Genomic DNA, 26,765 nt, shown 5'->3' with positions numbered 1-26,765 from the left:
ACCGTGGATCTGAGGGGAGCCAGAGTGGTCATTGTCGGTTTTGGGCGCTCCGGGCGGGCGGCCGCCCGCCTGGCCGCGGTCCTGGGGGCCGAAGTGGTGGTCTCCGAAAATCGCCGGGCCGAAGATCTCCCTCCGGGAGACTATTACGCCCTCCTGGAGCGAGGGGTGCGCTTTGAGACCGGAGGACATCGGGCCGAGACTCTGCTTTCTGCAGACCTGGTGGTGGTCAGTCCGGGGGTCCCCCCTGCGGTTTATGAATCCGCGCAAAAGAAAGGCCTTCCCGTTTGGGGGGAGCTGGAGTTTGCCTTTCGGGCCCTGCGCCGGAGGCCCCCCCTTGTGGCCGTCACCGGAACCAACGGGAAGACCACCACTACGGCCATGGTGGCCGATATCCTGCGTCTTTCGGGCTTTAAGGTCTTTGCCGGGGGCAATTACGGTATCCCCCTGGCGGAATATGTCCTGTCCGGAGAGCCTGCGGAACGCCTGGTGCTTGAGGTCTCGAGCTTTCAGTTGGAGACCGTGGAGGCCTTTGCCCCTCAGGCCGCGGCCATCCTGAATCTTACCCCGGATCACCTGGAACGCTATGGAGATCTTGGGGCCTACGCCCGAGCCAAGGCTCGGGTTTTCCAGAATCTTCCCGGGGAGGGTGTGGGTCTTCTGCCCCATCCCGGCCTTTCCGGGGCCGGGGGAGAGCTGCTCCTCCGGGAGTGTCCGGACTTCCGGGGGAGCCTCCTTTTTTTCGGAGATTTTCCGGGGCTGCCCGTGGAGGTGGGCGAGCGGGACTTTCGGCTACGGATCTTCGGGGAGGAAGAAGTTTACAGCTTTGCGGGTTTTCGTCTGCTAGGGCGCCATAATCGTCTGAATTTTGCCGTGGCCGCAGCCCTGGCGCGGACCGTGGGGGCCTCCCCGGAGGCCGTGCAAAAGGCCGTGCGCTCTTTTGTGGGTTTCCCGCACCGGCTGGAGTTTGTGGGCTCTTTCGGGGGGGTCTATTTCGTGAACGATTCCAAGGCCACCAATGTGGACGCTACCCGGGTGGCCCTGGAGAGCCTCTCGGAGCCCATCGTCCTTATCCTGGGAGGGCTCCACAAGGGGGCCTCCTACCGGCCCCTTTACGAGCTTATACGACGCAAGGTGCGGCTTCTCATTCTCATGGGGGCCTCTCGGGGGGTGATGGCCGAGGAACTTTCCGGGGCTACGGAGATGCGGCTGGCCGAGGGGCTGGCCGAGGCCCTGGCCCTGGCCCTGCAGGAGGCCCGTCCCGGAGACACGGTCCTTCTCTCTCCGGCGGCGGCCAGCTTTGACCAGTTTGAAAGTTATGAAGAGCGGGGCGAGGTCTTTCGGGACCTGGTCCTGGCCTACGCCCCCAAGGTCCTGGCCCGGGAGGAACCCTCACCGGAGGTCTATCACTGATGCGCTGGGTGATTGCAGGAGGAGGCACCGGGGGGCATCTCTTTCCGGCCCTGGCCCTGGCCGAGGCCCTGGTGGCCCGGGGGCGGGAGGTGATGATCTTGGGCTGCGGTCGTCGGGTGGAGGCCCTGGCCCTTTCCGGGGTGCCCTATCCCGTGGCCACCATCTCCGGGGAGGGCTTTCTGGGACGGGGGCTCTGGGGAAAAACCCGGGCCCTGGCCAGGCTCCTCTGGGGGGTCCTCCAGGCCTTACGGATCCTGCGGAGGTGGTCGGCGGAGGTGGTCTTCGGCACCGGGGGCTACGCTTCTGTTCCCGCGCTGGGGGCCGGGTTTCTCCTGAGACTCCCCTTGGGGCTTCACGAACCCAACGCCGTGCCCGGGCTGGCCAATCGCCTCCTGGGACACCTGGTCCAGCGGATCTTTGTCACTTATCCCGACACCCGAGAACATTTTCCCTCCGCCAAGGTGCGGGTCTCCGGCACCCCGGTGCGGGCCTCCCTCCTTGAAGAAAGACCCCGGGAACATTCAGGACCGGGACTTCTGGTCCTCGGGGGCAGCCAGGGGGCCCGGACCCTGAACCGCCTTCTGGTGGAGACCGCCCCCGAACTCTATCGTCGGCTTCCGGACCTCTATCTCCTGCATCAGACCGGAGAGAGGGACTTTGGTTGGGTCAAGGAGGCCTACCGGAAAAAGGGCCTTCCCGTGGAGGTGCGGGCTTTTATTCGGGACATGGCCTGGGCTTACGCTCAGGCCGATCTGGTGGTCACCCGGGCCGGGGCCTCTACGGTGGCCGAACTCTGTGCCTTGGGGAAACCGGCCCTTTATATCCCCTATCCCTACGCCACTCACCGCCACCAGGAGGCCAATGCCCGGACGGTGGTGGAACGTGGGGGAGGGCTCCTCTTTCAGGAGGCTGAACTTTCTCCGGAGATCTTTGTGGAGACGGTGGGGGATCTTCTCCTGCGGCCCGCAAAGCTTTCGGAGATGGGCCGCCGGGCCCGGGAACTTTTCCGCCCCGGGGCCACGGAGACCATCATCGAAGAGATGGAGGCCTTGGTCCATGCTTGAGGGACGTGTCTTTCATTTCATGGGTATCGGTGGGGTAGGCATGAGCGGGCTGGCCCGGCTCCTTGCGGCCCTCGGGGCCCGGGTCACAGGCTGTGATCTGCGGGTCTCGGAGACCACCCGCTCCCTCGAGCGGGAGGGGATTCCGGTGTGGCAGGGGCACGATCCGGCCCATCTGGAAGGGACGGAGATCCTGGTCTATTCCTCGGCCATAAGGCCGGATCATCCGGAGATTCAGGCGGCCCGCAGGCAGGGGCTCAAGGTCTGGCCGCGGGCGGAGATGCTGGCGGAGATCATGGGCTGGTACCCCCGGAGTATTGCCGTGGCCGGGGCCCACGGCAAAACCACCACCTCTTCGATGATTGCGGAGATGCTGGCCGTGGCCGGGCTGGAGCCCACGGTAATTATTGGCGGGCGGGTCAATTGCTTTGGTTCCAACGCCCGGCTCGGCCGAGGGGAATATCTGGTGGCCGAGACCGACGAAAGCGACGGCTCCTTTCTCTATCTTCAACCCTATCTTGCGGTTATCACCAATGTGGATCGGGAGCACCTGGATTTTTACGCCGACTTCCGGGCGGTGAAGCGGGCCTTTGTGAAGTTCGCCCGCCGGGTCTCTCCGGAGGGGGCCCTGGTGGTCTGTGGGGACGATCCCGGGGTAAGGACCATTCTGCCCGAGCTTTCCGGGCGCTTGGTGACCTACGGCTTTTCCGAGGGGGCCGAGGTGCGGGGGGAGATCCTGGCGGAGGCCCCGCTTCCGCGGGTGCGGGTCTGGTGGAGGGGCCAGGCCCTGGGGGAGTTCTCCCTCCGGGTTCCGGGCCGACACAATGCGGAAAACGCCCTGGCCGCGGTGGCCGTAGGGCTTACGCTGGGGCTCCCGAGTGCGGTCATTCTTTCCGCCCTTTCGGGCTTTTCCGGGGTGGGCCGGAGGTTAGAGTTTAAGGGAGAGGTCCTCGGGGCCTTTATTTACGACGACTATGCCCACCATCCCCGGGAAATTGCGGCCACTTTGGCGGCGATAAGGGCCCTTCACCCGGAAAGGCGACTGCTGGCCGTATTCCAGCCCCATCGTTACAGCCGCACCCGGGCCCTCTGGCAGGAATTTGTCCGGGTTCTGGCCGAGCCGGAGGTGCTCTTTCTTACGGAAATCTATCCCGCGGCCGAAAGCCCCCTCCCCGGGGTCTCGGGAGAGAAATTCTTTCAGGCGGTCCGGAGGGTGCGGGGAGGAAAACCCACCCTTTTTGCCCCGGATCTCGAGACCCTTCGGGCCCAGGTGGAATTCTTTCTCTCTCCCGGGGATCTGCTCCTTACCCTGGGGGCTGGGGATGTCTATCAGTTGGGGGAAGCCTTGGTCCGCCAAATTAGTCCTTCCCGAAAGGAAAAAGTGGTGGGATGAAGGCCCTCTCGCGCGACCTGAAAAAGAAAGGGCTTAAGGTCCGGCTGGAAGAGCCGCTTTGGCGGTATACCACGGTGCGGGTGGGAGGCCCGGCGGACCTTATGGCCTATCCCGAGACCCTAGAGGAAGTACTCGAACTCTGGGAGTTTTCCCGGCGCCAAGGCTTAAGGATCTTCTGGCTTTCCGGAGGGAGCAAGGTCCTCTTTGCGGATGCGGGTTTTCGAGGGGTGGTGGTCAATCTCCGGGGCCTCAAGGGGGTGGTGGAGCTTTCTTCCGGGCACTTGGGGGTCATGTGCGGGACCCCGGTGGCGGTGCTTACGGCCTACGGGCTTAAACGGGGTTTTTCCGGCACAGAGTTTCTGGCCGGGGTCCCGGCCACGGTAGGCGGGGCCATAATGATGAACGCCGGGGCCTTCGGAGAGGAGTTCGGGGACCTGGTGGAATCCGTGACCATGCTCACCCCGGAGGGCCTGCGGGAATATTCCGGGAAGGACCTTTTCGGCTACCGGACCTTTCGGGGGCCTTCGGGGGTGGTCCTTTCGGCCCGACTGAGGCTTCGGCCCCGGGACCCGGAGGAGGTGCGGGCCCGGGTGAGGGATTTTCTAGCCCGCCGCCGGGCTACCCAGCCCTTGGGGAGACCCTCTTTCGGTTGCGCCTTCAAGAACCCCCCGGAGGGCCCTGCGGCGGGAGAACTTCTGGAGGCGGCCGGTCTCAAGGGATTCCGTCGGGGAGAGGCCATGATCAGCTCCAAACACGCCAACTTCATCCTGAATCTGGGTCGGGCCCGGGCCGAGGACATCCGGGCCCTCATGGAGGAGGCCCGGGAGCGGGTGCAGGCCCGCTTCGGGGTGGAACTCGAGCCGGAGGTGAGGATCGTTGCCGAGACTTAAGGCTTTTATGTTGATCCTGGCCCTTATTTCGGTGGGGCTTTCCGGGGTAGGGCTCTGGCGGCTTCTTCCCCATCTTTCCGTCTTCCGGCTGGAGACGGTGCGTATAGAAGGCCTCAAGCGTCTTTCCGAGGCCGAAGTGCGAGCCCTCCTTCCGGCTGCCCCGGGGGAGAATCTCTTTGTCCTCGATCTTGAGGCCCTGCGGCGGACCCTCGAGGCCCACCCCTGGGTGGCCCGGGCCCAGGTCTCTCGGGATCTTCCGCACACCCTGGTGGTGAGGATCCGAGAGGAAAGGCCCGTGGCCCTTACGAAGATCAAGGAAAAGCTTTATTACCTCAACGAAAAGGGGGAGGCCTTTGCCGAGGCCCCCAACGAGGCCCTCTTTCACTATCCGGTGGTAAGTTACGCCTCTTCGGAGCTTCTCCAGAAAGAGGCCTCCTTTTTCCGGCTCCTTTCCTGGTTGGACCGCACCGACCGCTACCTTCCCTGTTACGAGAGTCTCTCTCAAATCTATCTCGCCCCGGACCGCATCCTGGTCTACACCCGTGAGGGGCTCAAGATTCGTTTTGAGCCCGGGGATTTTTCCTCGCTCAAGGAGGCCTACCGCAGGCTCGATCGGGTGATGAGCTATCTCTACGACGAAAGACTTCTGCACCGGGCCCGTCTGGTGCGCCTGGATTATCCCGAGGGGCGGGCCCTGGTGGCCTATCGGGAGGGAAAATGAGCACCCGGCGCCTTATCGGAGCCCTGGATGTGGGAACCAGCAAGATCTGTTTTCTCCTGGGAGAGAAGAAGGATTCCACGCTTGCGGCCCTGGGGTTGGGGATGGTTCCCGCCCAAGGTTTGCGCAAGGGGCTTATCGTGAACATCGAAGAGGCCGCCCGGGGGATTCGCGAGGCCCGGCGCGAGGCCGAGGCCCAGGCCTACGAGGAGGTCTCCGGGGTGATCACCGGGGTGGCGGGCTCCCACATCGAAAGCCAGCTCAGCACCGGGGTGATTGCCCTTAAGGAGGGCGAGGTGCGGGAAGAAGAGGTGGAGCGGGTGCTGGAGGCCGCTCGGGCGGTGACCCTCCCCCCGGACCGGATCATCCTCCACGTCCTTCCCCAGGAATACAGTGTGGATCATCAGACCGGGATCCTTCAGCCCTTGGGGATGACCGGGGTACGGCTTGAGGTCAAGGCCCTTCTGGTCAAGGCCTCGGGGTCGGCGGTGCAGAACCTGGTCAAGACCATCGAGACCGCAGGGCTTTCCGTTTTCGGGGTGGTGCTTCAGGTGTTGGCCTCCGCGGAGGCGGTGCTCACCGAGGAGGAAAAGGAATTGGGGGTGGCCCTTATCGACTTCGGGGGCGGGACTACGGATCTAGCAGTCTTTCTGGAAGGGTCCCTGCGCTACACCTCCTCCATCCCGGTGGGCGGAGACCTTCTCACTACGGATCTCACCGTGGGTCTGCGGACCCCTCGTCGGGAGGCCGAAATCCTTAAAGAAAAATATGGGGTCTGTCTTCCGGAGCTGGTCTCTCCGGACGAGGAGATAGAGGTCCCCTCTCTTGGGGATCGGGCCCCGCGGCGGCTTTCCCGCAGGGTGCTGGCCGAGATTTTGGAGCCCCGGGTCCAGGAACTCCTGGAAATCATCAATACCAACCTGGAACATTCGGGCTACAAGCGTCGGCTATCTTCGGGCGTAGTGTTTACCGGGGGCTCTTCGCTCCTTTCCGGCCTTCCGGAGCTGGCGGAGCAGATCCTGGAGCTTCCGGTGCGGGTAGGCTATCCCGCGAGGCTTTCCGGCCTTTCCGAGGAGGTCAATCATCCCCGGCTGGCCACTGCCGTGGGGCTTTTTCTTTATGCCGCTCGCTATCTAGACCTTCCCCCGGAGGAGCCCTCGGAGGAGGCGGGGCTTCTCCGGAGACTCAAAAAATTCCTGGGATTAGGGGGGTAGCCATGACCTTTGAGCTGGTGGAAAACGAGCATCAGGCCCGTATCAAGGTGGTGGGGGTGGGCGGTGGTGGAGGCAACGCCGTGCGCAACATGATCCTTAAAGGACTGCGCGGGGTGGAATTTATCGCCGCCAATACCGACTACCGGGTGCTGGACCTTAATCCTGCTCCGGAAAAGATCCAGCTGGGAAAGGACCTTACCAAGGGACTGGGGGCCGGGGGCAATCCGGATATCGGCCGGGAGGCGGCTCTGGAGGCCGAGGAGGAGATCCGTCGGGCCTTATCCGGGGCGGACATGGTCTTTATCACCGCCGGTCTGGGAGGGGGTACGGGTACCGGGGCGGCCCCGGTCTTCGCCCGCATTTCCAAGGAACTGGGGGCCCTTACCGTGGCTGTGGTCACCAAGCCCTTTCGTTTCGAAGGCCGGCAGCGCATGGCTGTGGCCATGAAAGGGCTCGAGGAACTCCGCAAATATGTGGACACCATCATCACCATCCCCAACGATCGTCTTCTGGCCCTGGCCTCTCCCCAGACCAAACTCTACGAGATGTTTCAGAAGGCCGACGATGTGCTCTACTACGCCGTGCGGGGTATCTCGGATCTCATCCTCTTTCCGGGCTATATCAACCTGGACTTTGCCGACGTGCGGGCGGTGATGACCGACATGGGGGGGTTGGCCCTCATGGGCACCGGGATCGCCAGCGGGGACAACCGGGCCGAGGCCGCGGTCCAGAGCGCGGTCTCGAGCCCCCTCCTCGAGGACATCTCCATCGCCGGAGCCCGGGGGGTGCTCCTCAATATTACCGCTCACCAGGACACCCTTACCATGGAAGAGATTCAGCTCATCTCTGACCGGGTGGCCCGGGAGGCCCACGAGGACGCCCGCATCTTCTGGGGGGTGGTCTTCGACGAGGATCTGGGAGACGAATTGCGGGTCACGGTCATTGCCACGGGAATTGGCCAAGAACGGGAGAAAAAGCCCGAAAAGAAGGAACAGAAGGTCCTTCCCTTTGAAAAACCCAAGGAAGAGAAGGCCGAGGAGCCTCCGCGCCGGCGGGTAAGCCGCATTCTGGAGAGTCTGCCTACCGAGGAGGAGCTTGAGATTCCCACTTTCCTGCGGCGCAAGGCCGACTAAAGGCGTAGGTGCACCAGGCGGTGGGCGTGACACTGGAGATTGACGGCCACCGGGAGACTGGCGATGTGGGAGGGCTGGGTCTCGATATGGACCGCCAGAGCCGTAGTCCGACCCCCGAGGCCCAGGGGCCCGAGTCCCAAGGCGTTGATTTCTGCGAGCCACTCCTCCTCCAGGGAGGCCACTTCTGGCTGGGGATGCCGGTTTCCCAGAGGGCGCAGCAGGGCCTTTTTGGCCAGATAGGCCGCGGCCTCGAAATCTCCCCCGATGCCTACGCCCACCACCACCGGGGGGCAGGGATTGGCCCCGGCTCTCTCCACGGTCTCCACCACGAAACGTTTGAGTCCGGAAAGCCCCGCTGCAGGGGGAAGCATGGAAAGACGGCTCATGTTTTCACTCCCACACCCCTTGGGGAGGAGGAAGATCTCCAGCCGGTCTCCAGGGATCATCTCCAGGTGTATCACCCCAGGGGTGTTAGTGCCGGTGTTGCGCCGGGAAAGGACTTCGCAGACCGAGGCCCGGAGGTAGCCCTCCCGGGCTCCCCGGCGTAAGCCCTCCTCAAGGGCCCCGTAAAGGTCGCACACCCGGACCTCCTCTCCCAAGCGCACAAAGACCACCGGGATTCCGGTATCCTGACACAGAGGCAGTCCGGTTTCCCGGGCTAGGCGGGCGTTTTCTAGGAGGACAGAAAGGGCCGTCCGGGCCAGGGGTTCGGTCTCCTCTTCCCGGGCCCGAGCCAGGGCCTCCTCCACCCCCGGGGCCAGCTCCCGCACCGCTTGGGCCAGCCCCCGGGCCACGGCCTCCACTAAATCTTCCCGCCGGATCTCCCTCATCCTTCAAACTATTAAACCACAAAATCCCCCTTCTCCCAAAATAGGATCCGATCCTATTTTTATTCCTTTGATCCCTTGAAAATCAAAAGGAATAGACATTTTAAACCTTTCTATGGTCTAGCTTTTAAAGAGGTTTTGTAGCATAACTATTGATATTATCGTAAAAATTTTCAAAATTATAAGGATCAGATCCTATTTTATGGGGGATGGTATGGTTGGGGGAGGGATTGTTGACCGGGTTTTGAAAAGAGACTAATTTCTAGAAGATGGCGCAGCCCAGAAAACCGAAACCCCTTTTCGAAGAAAAGAATAACCGGTATCTTCCCTGGCTTCTCCTGGGGGGCCTTCTTTTAATCTTCTTCCTCTGGCCCTTCCTTTTTTCCTATCCCCGTTTCGAGTTGGCCTATAGCGAATTCAAGGCCCTAGCCCGTCAGGGACTGGTGGACAATCTCCTTATCGGCCGCGACTATATCGAGGGGGAGTTCAAGCCCGGGGCGGCGGAGGTCCTTTCCCGTCTGCGGGGTGCCCCTCAGAAGCCGGAAAAATACTTCCGCACCGGAAAGGTGGAGGATCCTGAACTGGTAAAGATCCTGGAAGAGCAGGGAATCCGTTTTAAGGCCCGTCCCGAGGCCGGCTGGTTCTCCTCCCTCCTTTCCTGGATGCTTCCCTTTTTCCTCCTTCTAGGACTCTGGATGCTCTTTTTCCGGCGCTTCGGTCCTCCGGAAGGGGGCATTATGGGCATTGCCAAGAGCAAGGCCCGCATTTACGTCCAGGAGGAAGTGGGGGTTACCTTCAAGGATGTGGCCGGGGTAGAGGAGGCCGTGGAGGAGCTCAAGGAGATCATTGAATTTCTTAAAAATCCCCAGCGTTTTACCGCCCTGGGCGGAAAGATCCCCAAGGGGGTCCTCCTGGTGGGCCCTCCGGGCACCGGTAAGACCCTGCTGGCCCGGGCGGTGGCCGGGGAGGCTGGAGTGCCTTTCATCTCCATTTCCGGCTCCTCATTTGTGGAGATGTTCGTGGGGGTGGGGGCGGCCCGGGTGCGGGATCTCTTTGCCACGGCCGAAAGCAAGGCCCCCTGTATTATCTTCATCGACGAAATAGATGCCCTGGGCAAGGTCCGCGGAGTCTCCCCCATGGCCGGGGTGGACGAGCGCGAGCAGACCCTGACCCAGCTCCTTACGGAGATGGACGGTTTTGATCCCAAAAAGGGGATCATCATCATTGCGGCCACCAACCGGCCGGAGATCCTGGATCCGGCCCTCCTGCGTCCCGGCCGTTTCGACCGGCACATTGTGGTGGATCGCCCGGATCTCAAAGGCCGGGAGGCCATCCTCCGGGTCCATACCCGGAACGTGAAACTGGCCCCGGATGTAGACCTTAAAGTCATTGCCGCCCGCACTCCGGGGATGGTGGGGGCGGATCTGGCCAACATTGTGAATGAGGCCTGTCTCTTGGCGGCCCGCAAGGGGAAGAATCAGGTGGAGATGGAGGACTTTGAGGAGGCGGTGGACCGGGTGATCGCCGGGCTAGAGCGCAAGAACCGCTATCTTTCGGCGGAGGAAAAGCGGCGGGTGGCCTACCATGAGACCGGTCACGCCCTGGTGGCGGCCTCGGTCCCCGGGGCGGACAAGGTCCATCGCATTTCCATCATTCCCCGGGGCATCGGAGCCCTGGGCTACACCCTACAACTTCCCACCGAGGATCGCTACCTTCTCACCCGGAGCGAGCTCCTGGATCGTCTGGCGGTCCTTCTGGGAGGGCGGGCCGCAGAGGAGCTCATCTTCGGAGAGATCTCCACCGGGGCCCAGAACGACCTGGAGAAGGCCACGGAGATCGCCCGGGCCATGGTCATGGACTACGGGATGAGCGAGCGCCTGGGGCCTCAGACCTTCCGCCGCCGGGAGCATCTTTTCCTGGAGGTCCCTTTCCGGGAGAGGGAACTTCTTTCTGAAGAGACGGCCCGGGCCATCGACGAGGAGGTCTCCCGGCTCCTGCGGGAGGCCTACCGCCGGGCTCAGGAGATCTTGGAAAGGAACCGGGAAAGGGTCTCGGAGATCGCCGAACTCCTCCTCGAAAGGGAGGTCCTCGAAGGCGAAGAACTGGAGAGGCTCCTTTATACCTCGGCAGGCCAAGATGGTAATTAAAAGGTCTATTTTCGGATTTTGGCCCGGGCTCTGCCCTTTTCCGGAAACAGAGCCCTTGACAGAAATTTGTCAAAGGTTTGATTTTTAGTTAAAAGGGGTCTCCCGGAAGGGAAGAAGGAGGGCCGGATTTAAAATCAGTTTTTAGAGGAAGTGAAGGGTTATGAAGGGATCAAGGGTATGGTTCGGTGACCCCGGGAAGCGACGCGGTGATGTGTCTTTCCTGTCACTATGCCCATGCGGGTCCCTATCCGGACATGTTGCGCTGGGACTATAGGACTTGTGTGGCCGGAGGGGGCGAGAACCCCAAGTGCGGCTGTTTCGTGTGTCATACGACGAAAGACTAACGGTGAAGGCGGGGGTGAGCCGGATAAGGGGGGAAGGCCTCCGAGGAAAGGAGTGCAGAGAGGGTCTTGAGCTTGGCTGAGAGACCGGAGATCTTCTTTACCTTTCCGAAATAGTAAAGGCCGTAAGGGAAGTTCTGGAGATACCAGAAAAGCCAGAGTTCGAGGCGCTTTTCCTGTAAACCTTCGGGAAGAAGCTTTAACTCCTCCGCGAAGAGCCGGGGCGGTTCAAGTGGTGGGGGAGGCTCTGGTATTCCCCGGCCTTCCAGGAAGGCCCGGAGATCCCGGAAGATAAAGGGACGCAAGAGGGCGACCCGGCCGAGCATGATCCCGTCGCAGCCGGTCTCTTCCAGCCTGCGGCGGGCCTCCTCCGGCGAGAAGATATCTCCGTTTCCGATGACCCGCGCCCCGGTTTTCTCTTTGAGTTCCCGGACCTCTTCCCAGCGGGGTGGCCTCCGGAAGCCCTCCTCCGGGGCCCGAGGGTGAAGGATTAGGGTGTCCACCCCTTCTTCCAGAAGGATTTCCGCCAAGCGAAAAAGTTTTCGCCGGTCATGTCCCGGGGGTGAGCGCAGCTTGGCCGAGAGGGGTTTGGCCGTGGCCCTGCGGGCGGCCCGGGCAATGGCCCGCACCAGATCGGGCTCCAAAAGGAGGGCCGCTCCCCAGCCCTGGCGCCGGGCCCTTCCCCGGGTGCAGCCGAGATTGAGATCGTAGCCGTAAAAATTGAAGCGCTCCTCCAGGCGCCTTAGGGCCTCCTCGAAGAGATCCGGTTCGCGGCCGGCCAGCTGGACCACCAAAGGTCGGTCGAGATCGGTGTGCCAGAGGTAGGGGTCACGCTCCGGGGGCTGAAAGACTACCGCCCGCACACTGACCATCTCCGTGTAAAAGAGATCCGGCGGCCCATAACGGGCCACCACCCTTCGGAAGGCCACATGCGTGAGCCCGTCCATAGGGGCGAGGAGAATCACCCCTTCTTCCCCCGCCACCACTTAAGGAGCCTTTCCCGGAGGGTGGACTCGAGGCCGCGGTCCGTAGGGCGATAGTAGCGGCGGTCCCGGAGCTGGTCGGGAAGATATTGCTGCTCTACAAAGCCCCCGGGATAATCATGGGCGTATTTGTAGCCCTGGCCGTAGCCCAGGGCCCGCATCAGGGTGGTCACCGGATTGCGCAGATGAAGGGGCACGGGGAGGGATCCGTGGCGCCGTACATCCTCTTTGGCCGCCGAAAGTCCCCGATAAGCAGCGTTACTCTTAGGGGCGCAGGCTATGTAGACCGTGGCCTGCGCCAGGGCCAGTTCTCCCTCCGGAAGTCCCAGAAATTCATAGGCCTCTTTGGCGGCCACCGCCACGAGGAGGGCCAGAGGATCGGCGTTTCCCACATCTTCCGAGGCTGCGGCTATAAGGCGACGAAGGATGACCCGCGGGTCCTCCCCGGCCTCAAGGAGCCGGGCCAGCCAGTAAAGGGCCGCGTCCGGATCGCTTCCCCGCAGGCTCTTATGAAAGGCCGAAAGGAGGTTGTAGTGCTCCTCCCCGTCCCGGTCGTGTCGCAGGGGTCTTTCGAGAAGGACCCGCTCCAGATCTTTAAGGCCCAGATGCCTTTTTCCGTGGGCCCCTGGGGAAGCACTTTCTACCAGCGTCTCCAGGAGATTTAAGGCCACCCGGGCGTCCCCTTCGGCGGCCTCGGCAAGGGCCGCAAGCACTTCGGGCTCCACTTCCAGGGCCTCCCGGCCATAGCCCCTTTCGGGGTCCGTAAGGGCCCGCTCCAGAAGACGCCGAAGATCTTCGGCCGAAAGGGGTTTCAGGACTAGGGTCTTACAGCGGGAAAGAAGGGGGGCGATGACCGAAAAGGAGGGGTTTTCCGTAGTGGCCCCGATGAGGGTGACCGTACCGTCTTCCACATAGGGAAGGAGGAAGTCCTGCTGGGCCTTGTTAAAGCGATGGATCTCGTCAATAAAAAGGACGGTCCTTTGACCCTGCTTTCGGGCCCGGCGGGCCTCCTCCACCACTTGCCGCAGATCTTTGACCCCGGAGTCCACTGCCGAAAGGGTTACCAGCCGGGCCCCGGTCTCCTGGGCTAGAAGCCGGGCCAGGGTGGTCTTGCCGCAGCCCGGAGGTCCCCAGAGGATGAGGGAGGAGAGCTTGCGGCTTTCCAGCATGCGCCGCAGGAGCCTTCCCTCTCCTAGGAGGTGCTCCTGGCCCAAGAATTCGGAGAAGTTGCGGGGCCTCAGTCTTTCGGCCAGCGGTGGACGGGGAGCAAAGAGTCCGGGCAGGGCTACCTCCGGCAGGGAGATTTTAAAGCAATCCGAAGGAGCGCAGGACCCGGGCCCGCCGGATGATGGTCCGCCGGTCCCACAGGGCGAACCCGATCACCACCGCGACAAGGGAGGTGAATTCCGGTGATGATCCAGAGGAAGGTATAAAGCTGTTCAAAGCGTTTGTCCATCTGTTGGAGCTTTCCTTTGATTTCTCCCAGGATCTCGAAGAGCCTTTTTTCCTCTGCCGGGGTCATTCCCCAGCCCCTTCCCACCAGGGTCCCTAAAAGGAGCAAAAAGAGCAGGAGTTTTTTCATGACCACCTCCGGACGTTTCCTTAAAGCTATTTTACCATAACCCTGGGCCCCCTTCGCTAAGGATTGGTTCGAGTCGGGGCTACCTCCGGCGGCGGGATTTGGGTGCGTTCTTTGGACCGGCGGCAAACATGCGGGTGAAACAGAAGGTGCAGAGCCCGGTGATGATATTCCAGGAGATGAGCATAAAAAGGAGGGCGCTGCCTTTCATCGGTTCCTCCTTCCACTGAGATAGACCAAAAGGCAAAGGGCCAGAAAGATCAAGATCAGGACTCCCCGGGTGATCCAGACATTAAAGGCCGTCTGTCGGAGATAACTCGGAAGTTCCTGGAAGAACCACCAGCCCATGATAAGGGCCAGGAAAAAGGGGGTCACATAGCGCATAATGAAGAAAAAGACCCGGGGAAGTTTGATCAGCCCCCCGCGGTTGATCTCCCTCCAGGCCGCCGAAGGATTAAACCCCCAGAAAAAGATGAGGACCTCCCCGAGGGCAAAGACCACTACCAGAAAGGTCCCGGCCCAGAAGTCCATCTCGTCCAGGGCCTTGGGAAGAAAGATGGGCAGATGGGCCGCCATAAAGAGGGCCAGCATGGTGGCCGTGACCGCCCGGGGCCGGGAAAGGCCGAATTCGTCCTCCAGGAAGGCGATCACCGGCTGGGTGATGGCCACCGAGGAGGTGATCCCGGCAAAAAAGAGGAGGATGAACCAGGCAAAGCCCAAAAGGTGCCCGAAAGGAAGGTTGGCGAAGATGGCCGGGAGACTCACGAAGGCCAGATTGAAGGCCCCGCTGGCGGCGATTACTTGGGCGGCCGCTACCCCGAAAAAGGCTGCGGCCGCGGGAATGGCGATGGAGCCTCCCAGGACCACCTCGGCAAATTCATTGAGGGAAGAAGCGGTAAGGGCCGAAAGGGTAATATCGTCGTTGCGCCGGAGATAGGAGGCGTAGGTGATGATGGCCCCAAAGCCCAGACTCAGGGTAAAAAAGACCTGCCCCGCTGCCGCCAGCCACACCCTGGGATTGCCCAGTTCATGCCACTTGGGCTCCCAGAGGAAGTTGAGCCCGGCCACCGCCGACCCGTAGGGAGTCTCCAGGGTCATGACCCGCATCATAAGGAGGATGGCCAGCCCGAAAAGGATGGGCATGGCCACCTTGGCGAAGCGCTCGATTCCTCCGGAAATGCCCCGCACCAGGATGAGATAATTGAGGACCATGGTAAGGAGGAAAAAGAGATAGGCCGCAAGGGAGGGCCGGTAGAGGGCCCCCCCACCCATACCCGTATAGTGGGTGAGAAAATCCCGAAAAGGACGCAGGTATTCCTCGGGAGAGGTTCCGGCGGTGGCCTTTACCTGAGGGAGTTTTCCGAAAAGGGCAAAGAGGGCGTAGCCCAGGGTCCAGCTCTCGATATAGACATAGTAGCAGGCCACCACGAAGGGCACGAAAAGTCCCAGCACTCCCACATAGCGGGAGAGGGGATGGCGCCAAAGGAGGCCAAAGATGGCCGGGGTGGTCCCGTGTCCGCGCACTCCTCCGTAGCGGCCGATCCCCCATTCCACCCACATGAGGGGAATGGCGATAAGAAGAAGGGAGATCATGTAAGGGATCATGAAGACCCCGCCTCCGTTTTGGGCGGCCTGGGTAGGGAAGCGCAAAAAGTTCCCCAGTCCTACCGCGTTTCCGGCCATGGCCAGGATGAGCCCGATGCGGGTGCCCCAGTGCTCTCGCTGAGCCATAAACCCCTCCGGAAGGTGTTTCCATTTTTATATTAAAGAGCTATAATCTTCGCAAGCACGAAAGGAGGCCTCTTATGGATTTTACCCAGACCAAAGTAAGAGAGGTCATGAGCCGGGAGGTCTTTCGGGTTCCTCTAGAGGCTAGCCTGGAGGAGATTCTGCGGGAGCTCCTGGAGCATCGCATCCACGCCGTTTTGGTAAGCGGGCCTGGCGGAGAGTTCATGGGGGTGGTGAGCCATTCGGATATTATTGAAGCCCTGGCCAAGCACGGCCCCCGCATCTTTGAGATGAAGGCCGAGGATCTTATGTGTCCCAAGCCCTATACCATCGAGGCCGAAGCCACCCTCAAGGAGGCGGCGGCCAAGATGATCGCCCATAGAGTGCACCGCCTTCTGGTGGTCACCTCCCACGGAGGGAAGTTCATTCCCGTAGGGGTCCTTTCGGCCACGGACCTGGTGCGCGCCGCCAGCCTTTAGCGCTTGACAAGGCCCGGAAGGGCCGTTATATAAAAGCCCGTCCCTGCGGGAAGCTTTCCCGAAGGGGGTCTTTTAGACTTTGAGTGAGCGAGGCGGAGATGCCGACTTTTAATCAGTTAGTAAGGTACGGGCGTAAAAAGCGAAAAAGCAAATCCAAGTCCCCGGCGCTGGAGGGGTGTCCCCAAAAGCGGGGGGTGTGTGTGCGGGTTTACACCACGACTCCCAAGAAGCCCAATTCCGCCCTGCGAAAGGTGGCTCGCGTGCGGCTTACTAACGGGATTGAGGTCACGGCTTATATTCCCGGGATTGGGCATAATCTTCAGGAACACTCCGTGGTCCTGGTGCGGGGAGGACGAGTAAAGGATCTTCCGGGAGTGCGTTACAAGATCATCCGTGGGGCCCTGGATGCGGCCGGGGTGCAGGATCGGCGGAAGTCTCGTTCCAAATACGGGGCTCCCAGACCTAAATAAAGGAATAAAGGAGCGGGTGAGTCATGCCGCGGCGAGGACCGGTTCCTAAACGTGAAGTTCTGCCGGACCCTAAGTACGGCACTGTGCTGGTGGCGAAATTCATCAACTGTCTCATGCGGGACGGGAAAAAGAGCGTGGCCCGCAAGATCTTTTACGGGGCCATGGATCTTTTGGCGAAGAAGTCCGGAGGGGAGGACCCTCTCCAGATCTTCGAGAAGGCGGTGGAAAACGTAAAGCCCTTGATGGAGACCCGTTCTCGGCGGGTGGGGGGGGCTACCTATCAGGTTCCTATGGAGGTGCGGCCGGAGCGGCAGCAGTCGCTGGCTATCCGGTGGATCATTCAGGCCGCCCGGGCCCGTTCGGAAAAGACCATGGTGGAGCGGTTGGCCAATGAGCTCTGGGATGCCTATAATGAGCGCGGGGCAGCCATAAAAAAGAAAGAAGATACGCACCGGATGGCGGAGTCCAACCGGGCCTTCGCCCATTACCGCTGGTAAGACCCGGCGGATTCGGATAATCAGCCCCCTCATAAGATGGAAGGGGGCCTTTATTTTGATGTTTGAAAAAGGAGGCGGGAAGGCGTTATGGATGCGGAATCTCTGAAAACTTTGAAGCTCACGCGAAATATAGGGTTCGTCGCCCACATCGACGCCGGAAAGACCACCACCACCGAGCGCGTCCTTTACTACACCGGCCGGACCCATAAGATCGGTGAGGTGCACGAGGGGACGGCCACCATGGACTTCCTGCCCCAGGAGCAGGAACGAGGCATTACCATCACTTCGGCGGCCACCACCTGCTTCTGGAAGGGACATAAGATCAACATCATCGATACCCCGGGGCACGTGGACTTCACCATCGAAGTGGAGCGGGCCCTGAGGGTGCTTGATGGGGCGGTGGTCATCTTCTGCGCGGTGGGGGGAGTGGAGCCCCAGTCGGAGACCGTCTGGCGTCAGGCCAACAAGTATAAGGTTCCCCGGATAGCCTTTGTGAACAAGATGGATCGTCTGGGGGCCAACTTCGAGCGGGTGGTGGAGGAGATCAAGACCCGCCTGGGGGCCACCCCGCTTCCTCTCCAGATCCCCATTGGGGCCGAGGACAGTTTTGTGGGGGTGGTGGACCTTATCGACATGAAGGCCATCGTCTGGGAAGAGGAAACCCTGGGGGCCAAGTACCATTTCGAGGAGATCCCGGCTGACCTCCGGGACAAGGCCGAGGAATACCGGACCAACCTCCTGGAGACCCTGGCGGACATCAACGATGAAATTATGGAAAAGTACCTCGAGGGAGAGGAGATCTCCCCGGAGGAGATCAAAAGGGCCGTCCGGGAAGGCACCCTGGCCTTTAAAATTGTGCCGGTGCTCTGTGGTTCGGCCTTCAAGAACAAAGGGGTGCAACCCCTTCTCGACGCCATCGTGGATTATCTTCCCTCTCCTCTGGATATTCCTCCGGTCAAGGGCTACAATCCCGAGACCGGGGAGGTGGAGGAGCGGACTACCGATCCCGAAGGTCCGCTGGCGGCCCTGGCCTTCAAGATCATGACCGATCCCTACGTGGGTACCCTCACCTTTCTGCGTATCTATTCCGGAAGGATTGAGTCCGGAATGACCGTATATAATTCCACCAAGCGCAAGCGGGAGCGGATCGGGCGCCTGGTGCGCATGCACGCCAAGCACCGGGAGGAGATCACCAGTGCCGAGGCCGGAGACATCGTGGCCGCCCTGGGTCTGCGGGTGACCACTACCGGAGATACCCTCTGTGACGAGACCAAGCCCATCGAGCTCGAAAAGCTGGAGATCCCCGAGCCGGTGATCTCCGTGGCTGTAGAGCCCAAGACCAAGGCTGATCAGGAAAAGCTGGCCAATGCTCTGCAGAAGATCGCCCTGGAAGACCCCTCCTTCCGGGTGCAGACCGATCCGGAGACCGGCCAGACCCTTATCTGGGGTATGGGGGAACTTCATCTGGAGATCATCGTGGACCGGCTGGTGCGGGAATTTAAGGTAGGGGTGAATGTAGGCCGTCCGGAGGTGGCTTACAAGGAGACCATTACCACGGTGGCCGAGGCCGAGGGGAAATACATCAAGCAGACCGGCGGTCGCGGGCAGTACGGACACGTGAAACTGGTGCTGGAGCCTGCCCCGGGCAAGGGCTTTGAGTTCGTCTCCGAGATTGTAGGGGGAGCCATTCCCAAGGAGTTTATCCCGGCGGTGGAAAAAGGGGTCCGGGAGGCCATGGAGCAGGGGGTGCTGGCGGGCTATCCGATGATCGACGTAAAGGTGCGGCTGGTGGATGGAAGTTATCACGAGGTGGACTCCTCGGAGCTGGCCTTTGCCATTGCCGGCTCTCTGGGCTTTAAGGAGGCGGCCAAAAAGGCCAATCCGGTGCTTCTCGAGCCCATCATGCGGCTCGAGGTAGTCACCCCTGAAGAATACCTGGGGGATGTCCTGGGAGATATTTCCTCCCGGCGGGGCAAGGTGGAGGGCATGGATACCCGAGGGAGTGTGAAGGTCATTCGGGCCTTCGTCCCCCTTGCGGAAATGTTTGGATATGCTACACAGTTGCGGTCCCTCACGCAGGGACGGGCCAATTTCACTATGCAGTTTTCGCATTACGAGAAGGTGCCGGCCCATTTGGCCGAAGAGATCATAAAGAAAGCCAAGGGAATGTAAGGAGGTAGGAGATGTCGAAGCCGAAGTTTGAGCGGAAGAAGCCGCATTTGAATGTAGGGACGATAGGGCATATTGACCATGGGAAGTCGACGTTGACGAGTGCGATTACCAAGGTGTTATCCACGAAGGGTTTGGCGGAGTATATTCCGTTTGAGAACATAGACAAGGCGCCGGAGGAGAGGCAGAGGGGGATCACGATTCAGCTGGCGCATGTGGAGTATGAGACGGAGAAGAGGCATTATGCGCATGTAGACTGTCCGGGTCATGCGGACTACATCAAGAACATGATTACGGGGGCGGCGCAGATGGACGGGGCGATATTGGTGGTGGCGGCCACGGATGGGCCGATGCCGCAGACCCGGGAGCACATATTGTTGGCGCGGCAGGTGAACGTGCCGGCGATTGTGGTGTTTATGAACAAGGTGGACATGGTGGACGATGAGGAGTTATTGGACTTGGTGGAGTTAGAGGTGAGGGAGTTGCTTTCGAAGTATGGGTATGATGGGGACAACACGCCGGTGATTAGGGGGAGTGCGTTGAAGGCGTTGGAGTGTGGGTGTGGGAAGGAGGATTGTCAGTGGTGTGGTCCGATATGGGAGTTGATGAGGGCGGTGGATGAGTACATACCGGAGCCGGTGAGGGAGGTAGACAAGCCGTTTTTGATGCCGATAGAGGATGTTTTTTCGATAAGTGGGCGAGGGACGGTGGTGACGGGGAAGGTAGAGAGGGGGGTGTTGAGGCCTGGGGATGAGGTAGAGATTGTGGGTTTGAGGCCGACGGTAAAGACGGTGGCCACCAGCGTGGAGATGTTTCGGAAGATCTTGGATGAGGCGTTACCTGGGGACAACATTGGGGTGTTGTTGAGGGGTATAGGCAAGGATGAGGTAGAGAGGGGGCAGGTGTTGGCGAAGCCTGGGAGCATAACGCCGCACAGGAAGTTCAAGGCGGAGGTATATGTATTGAAGAAGGAGGAGGGGGGGAGGCACACGCCGTTTTTCAATGGGTATAGGCCGCAGTTTTATTTTCGGACGACGGATGTGACGGGGGTGGTGAAGTTACCGGAGGGGGTGGAGATGGTGATGCCTGGGGACAATGTGGAGTTGGAGGTGGAGTTGATCAAGCCGGTGGCCATGGAGGAGGGATTGAGGTTTGCGATACGGGAGGGAGGCCGGACGGTAGGAGCCGGTGTGGTGACCAAGATCCTGGAATAAATAAAGTTATTGAGGGTGGGCGAGGCAAACCATGGTACCAGCGCAAAAGATACGCATAAAGCTTAAGGCTTATGATCATAAGGTTCTGGATCGCTCGGTGGCGGAGATCGTGCGGACGGCTCGGGATACCGGGGCCCGGGTGGTGGGGCCCATTCCCCTTCCCACCAAGATCAGCCGGTGGACCGTGTTGCGTTCGCCCCACATTGACAAGAATTCCCGGGAACAGTTCGAGATCCGCACGCACAAGCGGTTGCTCGACATCCTCGAGCCCACCCAACAGACCATCGACGCCCTGATGCAGCTCGAGCTTCCGGCCGGGGTGGAAGTGGAGATCAAGCTTTAAGGAGTTCGAGCCATGATGGTGGAAGGTCTCATCGGAAGAAAGTTGGGCATGACCCGGATCTTTAACGAGGCCGGCGAGGTGGTGCCGGTGACGGTGCTGGAGGTGGGGCCGTGTACCGTGGTTCAGGTAAAGACGGTGGAGACCGACGGCTACAACGCGGTGCAGCTGGGCTTTGCCCCGAAAAAACTCACCAAGTTTAACAAGCCCATGCGGGGCCACTTCCTCAGGGCGGGCCTTGATCACGGCTTTTATATCCTGCGGGAGTTTCGGGTGGAGGATCCTTCGCAGTTTCATCCCGGGCAGGTCCTGACCCTGGAGAGCCTGGGGGTGGAGAAGGGCCTTCGGGTAGATGTTACGGGAAAGAGCAAGGGGCGCGGCTTTACGGGAGCCATCAAGCGCTGGGGTTTCAGCCGCCAGCCCATGAGCCACGGAGCCAAACAAGTACACCGCAAGCCCGGATCCTCCGGGGCCAGCACCTTTCCGGGGCGGGTCATTAAGGGCAAAAAGATGCCTGGCCACTACGGGAATGAGACGGTGACCGTGAAGAATCTCTTGGTGGCCGAAGTGGTCCCGGAAAAGAATCTCCTCCTGGTCAAGGGGGCCGTTCCGGGCTGGCCCAACGGCTGGGTGATGGTGTATTTCAAGTAAGAGGTAAGGAGCCATGCCGGTGGTGGACCTTTATAACAGTCAGAGAGAAAAGGTGGGCGAGGTGGAGCTTCCGGACGACCTCTATGCTGTGCCGGTGAAGGTGGGCCTGTTGCACGAGGTGGTACGCTGGCAGAGGGCACGCTGGCGGGCGGGTACGGCCTGCACCAAGACCCGGGGAGAGGTTCGGGGCGGAGGGCGCAAACCCTGGCCCCAGAAGCACACCGGTCGGGCCCGGCAGGGATCCATTCGGGCCCCGCACTGGGTGGGGGGCGGGACGGTCTTTGGTCCCAAACCCCGGAGCTATGAATTCAAGCTCAACAAGAAGGTGCGTCGTCTGGCCCTGAAGATGGCCCTTTCTAACCGGGTCTCTGTGGGACACTGTTTTGTGGTTACCGACTTCGGACTTCAGGAAAGGCCGCGCACCAAGGACATGCTGGCCTTTCTGGAACGCTTCGGGACGCAGAACGCCCTTCTGGTGGTCCCGGAGAGGGATCTGGTGGCCGAGGCCAGTGCCCGCAATCTTCCCAAGGTGAAGGTGCTGGCGGTGGAGGGGCTCAACGTTTACGATATTCTGGATCACGAATACTTGATCCTTCGACAGGACGCCCTTCCCAAAATTGAAGAAAGACTGAGGAGAACGCGATGAGCAAGGATCCTCGGGAAATCATTCTGGCCCCGGTGATTACGGAAAAGTCTATGTGGCTTAAAGAAAAGTACAATCAGGTGACCTTCTGGGTACATCCGGAGGCCAACAAGATCGAGATCCGCAAGGCGGTGGAAGATCTTTTTAAGGTGAAGGTGGAGAAGGTGCAGACCGTAAGGGTGAAGGGTAAGCCCAAGGGGCGTTGGCCGCGCGAGGGGCGGAGATCGCTCCGCAAAAAGGCCATTGTGCGGCTGGCCCCGGGGCACAGCATAGAATTTTTCGAGACGGTATAAGGGGTGAGCCATGCCGATTAAGACCTGTAAACCTACTTCTCCGGGAAGGCGGTTTCAGACCTATCTGGTCAACCCGGAGCTTTCGGACAAGGAGCCGGAAAAGTCGCTGGTGGAGCCCCTTAAAAAGACCGGGGGCCGCAACTGTTACGGACGGATTACCGTGCGGCACCGGGGAGGCGGTCACAAGCGCCTTTACCGGATCATCGATTTCAAGCGGGACAAAGACGGGGTCCCGGCCAAGGTGGTGGCCCTGGAATATGACCCCAATCGTTCGGCCAACATTGCCCTCCTTCAGTATGCTGACGGAGAGAAACGTTACATCCTGGCCCCGGAAGGCCTCAAGGTGGGCGATGTGGTCATGAGCGGGGAAAGTGTAGAGGTTAAGGTGGGCAACTGCATGCCCCTCAAGAATATTCCCGTGGGCACGGTGGTCCATAACGTGGAGTTGCGTCCGGGCAAGGGAGGGCAGTTGGCCCGGGCCGCCGGGGCCTTTGCCCAGGTCCTGGGAAAGGATGGACATTATGTGCATCTGCGGCTGCCTTCGGGGGAGATCCGTATGGTGCACGAGCGTTGCCGGGCCACCATCGGTCAGGTGGGCAACCTGGACTGGGAGAACATCACCTGGGGCAAGGCCGGACGGAAGCGCTGGCTGGGGCGCCGGCCCCGGGTGCGTGGGGTGGCCATGAACCCCGTGGATCATCCCATGGGCGGTGGAGAGGGGCGCACCCACGGTGGGCGGCACCCCTGCTCGCCCTGGGGACAGTTGGCCAAGGGGCTTAAGACCCGAGGCAAGAAACCCTCGGACAAATTCATCATTCGGCGGCGTAAAGGCTAGGGGGTGAGGCGGAGATGCCCAGATCCAAGAAGAAAGGACCCTTTGTAGATGAGCACCTCCTGAAAAAGGTGCTCAAGGCCAAGGAGACCGGAGATAAAAAACCCATCAAGACTTGGAGCCGGCGCTCTACAATTGTGCCGGAGATGGTGGGGCTTACCTTTGCCGTGCACAATGGACATAAGTTCATTCCGGTCTATGTGACCGAGAACATGGTGGGCCACAAGTTGGGAGAGTTTGCCCCCACCCGGACCTATCGGGGGCACGCCGGAGACAAGGGCAAGGTTAAGGGCAAGAAAAAGTAGAGGGGTTTGAGCTATGGAGGCGAGGGCCACGGCCAGATACGTGCGGATTTCGCCCTACAAGGCGCGGCCGGTGATCGATCTCATTCGGGGAAAGCCGGTGCAGGAGGCCTTACAGATCCTGGAATTTACTCCCAAAAAGGCGGCGCGCATCATCAAAAAGGTGCTCGAGAGCGCCATTGCCAACGCGGAGCACAACTACAACATGGATCCGGATCGACTTTATGTGAAGCGGGCCTATGTGGATGAGGGGCCCCGTTGGAAGAGGATCTGGCCGCGGGCCTGGGGAAGAGCCAGCCGGATCCTCAAGCGTACCAGCCACATCACGGTGGTGGTGGAGGAAAAGTCTTAAAGGAGGGGAGGCCTTGGGTCAGAAGGTAAATCCCATAGGGCTTAGGATCGGGATCACCCGTACCTGGGATTCCCGCTGGTTTGGCAAGGGTAAAGAGTTTGCGGAGGCGGTTAAGGAAGACTATGAGATCCGCCGCCACATCAAAGAGCGGCTGAAGCACGCGGGGATCCCCCGCATAGAGATCGAAAGGGCCCCGGGGCGGGTGCGGATCATCATTCACGCCGCCCGGCCGGGGATCGTCATCGGGAAGAAAGGGGCGGAGATCGAGCGCTTGAAACAGGAACTTTCCCGGATCGTGGGGCAGAAAGAGATTGCCATCGACATTCAGGAGGTGCGGCGGCCGGAGCTTGAGGCCCAGCTGGTGGCGGAAAATATTGCCGTACAGCTTGAGCGTCGGGTGAGTTTCCGGCGGGCCATGAAACGCGCCGTGGCCCTGGCCCTGCGTTTCGGGGCCCAGGGAATTCGGGTACAATGTAAAGGCCGTCTGGGAGGAGCGGAGATCGCCCGCAAGGAGTGGTACCGGGAGGGGCGGGTGCCTCTCCACACCCTGCGGGCGGACATCGACTATGGCTTTGCCGAGGCCCTGACCAAATATGGGGTTATCGGGGTCAAGGTGTGGATCTTCAAGGGTGAGGTCCTGCCGGAAAAGGGCGGGGCCGAGGCCTTAACTATTTAAAAAGGGGTTTGAGCCATGCTTTTGCAGCCGCGAAAGGTCAAACACCGGAAGATGCAGAAGGGCCGGGTGCGGGGTAAGGCCACCCGGGGTTGTGCGGTGGAGTTCGGGGAGTTTGGGCTCAAGGCCCTGGAGGGCGGGTGGCTTACTTCCCAGCAGATTGAGGCCGGGCGAGTGGCCATCGTCCGGTGCGCCCGCAAAGGGGCCAAGATCTGGATCCGGGTCTTCCCGGACAAGCCCATAACCAAGAAGCCGGCCGAGACCCGTATGGGTAAGGGAAAGGGTTCGGTGGAAGGCTGGGTGGCGGTGATAAAACCGGGACGGATCATTTACGAGATCGAGGGGGTGCCGGAGGAGGTGGCGCGCGAGGCCCTGAGGCTTGCGGCGGACAAGTTGCCCTTTAAGTGCAAAATCGTCTCCCGGGAGGACCGGCTATGAAGGCCCGTGAACTGCGCGAGCTCTCCCTCCCGGAGCTCAAGGAGAAGCTGCGGGAGTTGCGGGAGGAGCTTTTTAACCTCCGCTTTCAGAAGACCATTCACCAGCTGGAGAATCCCATGCGCATCCGGCAGGTGAAGCGGGACATCGCGCGGGTGCTTACGGTCATCCGGGAGAAAGAACTCCATATTGGTTAAAGGGTTGGGAGCCATGGGCAGGAGAAAGGAATACATCGGCACGGTGGTGAGCAACAAGATGGACAAAACGGTGGTCGTGGTGGTGGAGCGCCTGGTGCAGCATCCGCTTTATAAGAAATACATCCGGCGGCGCAAGAAGTTCATGGCCCATGACGAGCGCAACGAATGCGAGATCGGGGACCGGGTCCTGATTGAGGAGACCCGTCCCCTTTCCCGGCACAAGCGCTGGCGGGTGAAAAAGATCCTGGAGAGGGCTCCCAAGCTTGAGGTGGTGGCCGAGGAAACCTCCTCGGGGGAGGTTAGCTAGCCATGATTCAGCAGGAGACCATGCTCAATGTGGCTGACAATTCCGGGGCCAAGCGGATCATGTGCATCCGGGTGCTGGGAGGTTCGGGAAGGCGCTATGCCCGGATCGGGGACGTGATCGTGGCCTCGGTGAAGGAGGCCCTTCCCAACTCCAAGGTCAAGGAAGGAGACGTGGTGCGGGCGGTGGTGGTGCGTACCCGGAAGGAGCAGCCCCGCCCGGACGGCACCACCATCCGTTTTGAAGAGAATGCGGCGGTGCTCATCAACCAGTACGGAGAGCCCATTGGGACGCGAATCTTCGGCCCGGTGGGCCGGGAGCTACGGGCCAGGAATTTCATGAAGATCATTTCACTGGCGCCGGAAGTCCTTTAAGGGAGAGGAGCCATGTTCTTTAAGAGGGCCAAGAGAAAACTCCCCAAGCCCCACGAGGCCAAGTGCCATATCCGCAAAGGGGACAAGGTGGTGGTGATTGCCGGCAGAGACCGGGGCAAGATCGGCAAGGTCCTGCAGGTCTTTCCCCGCCGGCAGCGGGCCATCGTGGAGGGGGTGAATATTGTCAAGAGGCACCTGCGTCCCACCCCTTATAGCGAAGGGGGTATTGTGGAAAAGCCCGCCCCCATCCACGTGTCCAATCTCATGCTCTTCTGTCCCAAGTGTAACCGGGGTGTGCGTATCGGACGCAAGTTTTTGGAAGATGGGACCAAGGTCCGCGTTTGCAAAAAGTGCGGTGAGATCATAGAGGCTGAGGAGTAGGGCTATGGCCTGGCTCAAGGAATACTATCAGGAGACGGTGGTGCCCAAACTCAAAGAGAAATTCGGTTATCGGAATCCCTTTGAAGTGCCGCGCCTGGAGAAGATCTGTGTGAACATGGGTCTGGGGGCGGCCACCCAGGAGCCTAAGTTGATTGACGAGGCTTTGAAGGAGCTGGCCATCATCACCGGACAGAAGCCCAAGGTCTGCCGGGCCCGCAAATCCATTGCGGCCTTTAAATTGCGGGCCGGGATGCCCATCGGGGTGATGGTTACCCTGCGCAAGGACCGCATGTACGATTTTCTGGCCCGACTGATTCATGTGGCTCTCCCCCGAGTACGGGACTTCCGGGGTCTTCCCCCTCGGGGTTTTGACGGCCGGGGTAATTACACCATAGGACTTGAGGATCACACCATCTTTCCCGAGCTCGATCCCAACGAGGTGGGACGGGTCAAGGGGATGAATATTACCATTGTGACCTCGGCGGAGACCGACGAAGAGGCCTACGAGCTTTTGAAACTCTTGGGAGTGCCTTTTAGGAGGTAGGGATGCCGCGGAAAGCGCAACTTTTCAAAAAGCCCAAGTTCAGGGTGCGCCATCGGAACCGTTGTTCCGTCTGTGGAAGGCCGCGGGGCTATATCCGGCGTTTCGGACTCTGCCGGATGTGTTTCCGGAAGCTGGCCTCGGAGGGAAAGATCCCCGGGGTCAGGAAAGCCAGCTGGTAGGAGGCGAGAGGA

35 protein-coding genes are annotated in these 26,765 nt (G+C 60.7%); 29 read left to right on the top strand and 6 right to left on the bottom strand.

Features of this window, described 5'->3' with window-relative positions; translation table 11 throughout:
* The first annotated feature begins 3 nt into the window (after positions 1 to 3).
* The 7 genes from murD to ftsZ are packed head-to-tail and all read left to right on the top strand — an operon-like array spanning position 4 to position 7,819.
* Positions 4 to 1,410: a UDP-N-acetylmuramoyl-L-alanine--D-glutamate ligase gene (gene murD / locus FVE67_RS02645; protein ID WP_168719119.1), complete on the top strand. Its 1,407-nt coding sequence runs from the start codon at positions 4 to 6 to the stop codon at positions 1,408 to 1,410.
* Positions 1,410 to 2,474 carry an undecaprenyldiphospho-muramoylpentapeptide beta-N-acetylglucosaminyltransferase gene (gene murG / locus FVE67_RS02640; protein ID WP_168719118.1) on the top strand — a complete coding sequence of 355 codons (1,065 nt, stop codon included), beginning with the start codon at positions 1,410 to 1,412 and terminating at the stop codon, positions 2,472 to 2,474. The genes murD and murG overlap by 1 nt, the downstream gene beginning before the upstream one ends.
* Positions 2,467 to 3,864 carry a UDP-N-acetylmuramate--L-alanine ligase gene (murC, locus tag FVE67_RS02635; RefSeq protein WP_168719117.1) on the top strand — a complete coding sequence of 466 codons (1,398 nt, stop codon included), beginning with the start codon at positions 2,467 to 2,469 and terminating at the stop codon, positions 3,862 to 3,864. Before murG ends, murC begins: the two co-directional genes overlap by 8 nt.
* Entirely contained in the window at positions 3,861 to 4,754 is an 894-nt protein-coding gene (gene murB / locus FVE67_RS02630; protein WP_168719116.1) for a UDP-N-acetylmuramate dehydrogenase, read from the top strand. The genes murC and murB overlap by 4 nt, the downstream gene beginning before the upstream one ends.
* Before the next feature lie 7 nt (positions 4,755 to 4,761).
* On the top strand, positions 4,762 to 5,475 hold the full coding sequence (locus FVE67_RS02625) for a cell division protein FtsQ/DivIB (protein WP_168719115.1): 714 nt from the start codon (positions 4,762 to 4,764) through the stop codon (positions 5,473 to 5,475).
* Positions 5,472 to 6,686 (top strand): cell division protein FtsA, encoded by a 1,215-nt coding sequence (ftsA, locus tag FVE67_RS02620; RefSeq protein WP_168719114.1) that lies wholly within the window; start codon positions 5,472 to 5,474, stop codon positions 6,684 to 6,686. Before FVE67_RS02625 ends, ftsA begins: the two co-directional genes overlap by 4 nt.
* Before the next feature lie 2 nt (positions 6,687 to 6,688).
* On the top strand, positions 6,689 to 7,819 hold the full coding sequence (gene ftsZ, locus FVE67_RS02615) for a cell division protein FtsZ (RefSeq protein WP_168719113.1): 1,131 nt from the start codon (positions 6,689 to 6,691) through the stop codon (positions 7,817 to 7,819).
* On the opposite strand, the gene FVE67_RS02610 is transcribed toward ftsZ, so the two are convergent.
* Positions 7,816 to 8,649, bottom strand: coding sequence for a fumarate hydratase (locus FVE67_RS02610; RefSeq protein ID WP_168719112.1), 834 nt, complete (start codon positions 8,647 to 8,649; stop codon positions 7,816 to 7,818). The genes ftsZ and FVE67_RS02610 overlap by 4 nt on opposite strands.
* A gap of 266 nt (positions 8,650 to 8,915) precedes the next feature.
* Here FVE67_RS02610 and ftsH point away from each other — a divergent pair, with 266 nt between their 5' ends.
* Both ftsH and FVE67_RS02600 read left to right on the top strand, forming a co-directional pair.
* Positions 8,916 to 10,793 (top strand): ATP-dependent zinc metalloprotease FtsH, encoded by a 1,878-nt coding sequence (ftsH, locus tag FVE67_RS02605; RefSeq protein WP_168719111.1) that lies wholly within the window; start codon positions 8,916 to 8,918, stop codon positions 10,791 to 10,793.
* A gap of 185 nt (positions 10,794 to 10,978) precedes the next feature.
* The gene (locus tag FVE67_RS02600) at positions 10,979 to 11,137 is read left to right on the top strand and encodes a cytochrome c3 family protein (RefSeq protein ID WP_168719110.1); all 159 of its coding nucleotides are present in this window, start codon (positions 10,979 to 10,981) and stop codon (positions 11,135 to 11,137) included.
* Here the strand turns inward: FVE67_RS02600 and FVE67_RS02595 are convergent.
* The 5 genes from FVE67_RS02595 to FVE67_RS02580 all read right to left on the bottom strand — a co-directional run bounded on the left by FVE67_RS02595 (position 11,134) and on the right by FVE67_RS02580 (position 15,427).
* Complete coding sequence (locus tag FVE67_RS02595) at positions 11,134 to 12,099, bottom strand: tRNA dihydrouridine synthase (protein WP_168719109.1); 966 nt, start codon at positions 12,097 to 12,099, stop codon at positions 11,134 to 11,136. The genes FVE67_RS02600 and FVE67_RS02595 overlap by 4 nt on opposite strands.
* On the bottom strand, positions 12,096 to 13,331 hold the full coding sequence (locus tag FVE67_RS02590; RefSeq protein WP_246167915.1) for a replication-associated recombination protein A: 1,236 nt from the start codon (positions 13,329 to 13,331) through the stop codon (positions 12,096 to 12,098). The genes FVE67_RS02595 and FVE67_RS02590 overlap by 4 nt, the downstream gene beginning before the upstream one ends.
* A gap of 71 nt (positions 13,332 to 13,402) precedes the next feature.
* Entirely contained in the window at positions 13,403 to 13,699 is a 297-nt protein-coding gene (locus FVE67_RS02585) for a hypothetical protein (protein ID WP_168719108.1), read from the bottom strand.
* 79 nt (positions 13,700 to 13,778) lie between these two features.
* On the bottom strand, positions 13,779 to 13,907 hold the full coding sequence (locus FVE67_RS09440) for a hypothetical protein (RefSeq protein ID WP_281347179.1): 129 nt from the start codon (positions 13,905 to 13,907) through the stop codon (positions 13,779 to 13,781).
* A complete protein-coding gene (locus FVE67_RS02580) occupies positions 13,904 to 15,427 on the bottom strand; it encodes a sodium-dependent transporter (RefSeq protein WP_168719107.1) in 1,524 nt (507 codons plus the stop codon). The genes FVE67_RS09440 and FVE67_RS02580 overlap by 4 nt, the downstream gene beginning before the upstream one ends.
* A gap of 74 nt (positions 15,428 to 15,501) precedes the next feature.
* On the opposite strand from FVE67_RS02580, the gene FVE67_RS02575 reads away from it, so the two are divergent.
* From FVE67_RS02575 to FVE67_RS02480, 20 genes are all read left to right on the top strand, one after another.
* Positions 15,502 to 15,903 carry a CBS domain-containing protein gene (locus FVE67_RS02575; RefSeq protein WP_168719106.1) on the top strand — a complete coding sequence of 134 codons (402 nt, stop codon included), beginning with the start codon at positions 15,502 to 15,504 and terminating at the stop codon, positions 15,901 to 15,903.
* A gap of 98 nt (positions 15,904 to 16,001) precedes the next feature.
* Entirely contained in the window at positions 16,002 to 16,373 is a 372-nt protein-coding gene (gene rpsL, locus FVE67_RS02570; RefSeq protein WP_168719105.1) for a 30S ribosomal protein S12, read from the top strand.
* Positions 16,374 to 16,396: 23 nt separating this feature from the next.
* Positions 16,397 to 16,870 (top strand): 30S ribosomal protein S7, encoded by a 474-nt coding sequence (gene rpsG / locus FVE67_RS02565; RefSeq protein ID WP_168719104.1) that lies wholly within the window; start codon positions 16,397 to 16,399, stop codon positions 16,868 to 16,870.
* An 87-nt stretch (positions 16,871 to 16,957) separates the two neighbouring features.
* Positions 16,958 to 19,042: an elongation factor G gene (gene fusA, locus FVE67_RS02560; protein ID WP_168719103.1), complete on the top strand. Its 2,085-nt coding sequence runs from the start codon at positions 16,958 to 16,960 to the stop codon at positions 19,040 to 19,042.
* 11 nt (positions 19,043 to 19,053) lie between these two features.
* Positions 19,054 to 20,253 carry an elongation factor Tu gene (gene tuf, locus FVE67_RS02555; RefSeq protein ID WP_168719102.1) on the top strand — a complete coding sequence of 400 codons (1,200 nt, stop codon included), beginning with the start codon at positions 19,054 to 19,056 and terminating at the stop codon, positions 20,251 to 20,253.
* 31 nt (positions 20,254 to 20,284) lie between these two features.
* A complete protein-coding gene (gene rpsJ, locus FVE67_RS02550) occupies positions 20,285 to 20,596 on the top strand; it encodes a 30S ribosomal protein S10 (protein ID WP_168719101.1) in 312 nt (103 codons plus the stop codon).
* 18 nt (positions 20,597 to 20,614) lie between these two features.
* Positions 20,615 to 21,244, top strand: a complete 630-nt coding sequence (gene rplC / locus FVE67_RS02545) for a 50S ribosomal protein L3 (RefSeq protein WP_246167930.1) — start codon at positions 20,615 to 20,617, stop codon at positions 21,242 to 21,244.
* Positions 21,245 to 21,257: 13 nt separating this feature from the next.
* Positions 21,258 to 21,890 (top strand): 50S ribosomal protein L4, encoded by a 633-nt coding sequence (gene rplD, locus FVE67_RS02540; RefSeq protein ID WP_168719100.1) that lies wholly within the window; start codon positions 21,258 to 21,260, stop codon positions 21,888 to 21,890.
* Complete coding sequence (rplW, locus tag FVE67_RS02535; RefSeq protein ID WP_168719099.1) at positions 21,887 to 22,180, top strand: 50S ribosomal protein L23; 294 nt, start codon at positions 21,887 to 21,889, stop codon at positions 22,178 to 22,180. The genes rplD and rplW overlap by 4 nt, the downstream gene beginning before the upstream one ends.
* A 10-nt stretch (positions 22,181 to 22,190) precedes the next feature.
* Positions 22,191 to 23,015 carry a 50S ribosomal protein L2 gene (gene rplB / locus FVE67_RS02530; RefSeq protein ID WP_168719098.1) on the top strand — a complete coding sequence of 275 codons (825 nt, stop codon included), beginning with the start codon at positions 22,191 to 22,193 and terminating at the stop codon, positions 23,013 to 23,015.
* Positions 23,016 to 23,029: 14 nt separating this feature from the next.
* On the top strand, positions 23,030 to 23,317 hold the full coding sequence (rpsS, locus tag FVE67_RS02525; protein WP_168719097.1) for a 30S ribosomal protein S19: 288 nt from the start codon (positions 23,030 to 23,032) through the stop codon (positions 23,315 to 23,317).
* Between the two features lie 13 nt (positions 23,318 to 23,330).
* On the top strand, positions 23,331 to 23,666 hold the full coding sequence (gene rplV / locus FVE67_RS02520; RefSeq protein WP_168719096.1) for a 50S ribosomal protein L22: 336 nt from the start codon (positions 23,331 to 23,333) through the stop codon (positions 23,664 to 23,666).
* A gap of 13 nt (positions 23,667 to 23,679) precedes the next feature.
* Complete coding sequence (gene rpsC, locus FVE67_RS02515) at positions 23,680 to 24,342, top strand: 30S ribosomal protein S3 (RefSeq protein ID WP_168719095.1); 663 nt, start codon at positions 23,680 to 23,682, stop codon at positions 24,340 to 24,342.
* Positions 24,343 to 24,357: 15 nt separating this feature from the next.
* Positions 24,358 to 24,777, top strand: a complete 420-nt coding sequence (gene rplP, locus FVE67_RS02510; protein ID WP_168719094.1) for a 50S ribosomal protein L16 — start codon at positions 24,358 to 24,360, stop codon at positions 24,775 to 24,777.
* The gene (gene rpmC, locus FVE67_RS02505) at positions 24,774 to 24,971 is read left to right on the top strand and encodes a 50S ribosomal protein L29 (RefSeq protein WP_168719093.1); all 198 of its coding nucleotides are present in this window, start codon (positions 24,774 to 24,776) and stop codon (positions 24,969 to 24,971) included. Before rplP ends, rpmC begins: the two co-directional genes overlap by 4 nt.
* Before the next feature lie 13 nt (positions 24,972 to 24,984).
* Positions 24,985 to 25,278 carry a 30S ribosomal protein S17 gene (gene rpsQ / locus FVE67_RS02500; RefSeq protein WP_168719092.1) on the top strand — a complete coding sequence of 98 codons (294 nt, stop codon included), beginning with the start codon at positions 24,985 to 24,987 and terminating at the stop codon, positions 25,276 to 25,278.
* Between the two features lie 2 nt (positions 25,279 to 25,280).
* Positions 25,281 to 25,649: a 50S ribosomal protein L14 gene (gene rplN / locus FVE67_RS02495; RefSeq protein WP_168719091.1), complete on the top strand. Its 369-nt coding sequence runs from the start codon at positions 25,281 to 25,283 to the stop codon at positions 25,647 to 25,649.
* A gap of 12 nt (positions 25,650 to 25,661) precedes the next feature.
* A complete protein-coding gene (gene rplX, locus FVE67_RS02490; protein WP_168719090.1) occupies positions 25,662 to 26,030 on the top strand; it encodes a 50S ribosomal protein L24 in 369 nt (122 codons plus the stop codon).
* A 4-nt stretch (positions 26,031 to 26,034) separates the two neighbouring features.
* A complete protein-coding gene (gene rplE / locus FVE67_RS02485) occupies positions 26,035 to 26,574 on the top strand; it encodes a 50S ribosomal protein L5 (RefSeq protein ID WP_168719089.1) in 540 nt (179 codons plus the stop codon).
* 2 nt (positions 26,575 to 26,576) lie between these two features.
* Positions 26,577 to 26,753 (top strand): type Z 30S ribosomal protein S14, encoded by a 177-nt coding sequence (locus FVE67_RS02480; RefSeq protein ID WP_168719088.1) that lies wholly within the window; start codon positions 26,577 to 26,579, stop codon positions 26,751 to 26,753.
* Positions 26,754 to 26,765 lie beyond the last annotated feature (12 nt).

Source organism: Thermosulfurimonas marina (genome assembly GCF_012317585.1).
Lineage (GTDB): Bacteria > Desulfobacterota > Thermodesulfobacteria > Thermodesulfobacteriales > Thermodesulfobacteriaceae > Thermosulfurimonas_A > Thermosulfurimonas_A marina.
This window is presented reverse-complemented; position numbering and strand designations above follow the sequence as displayed.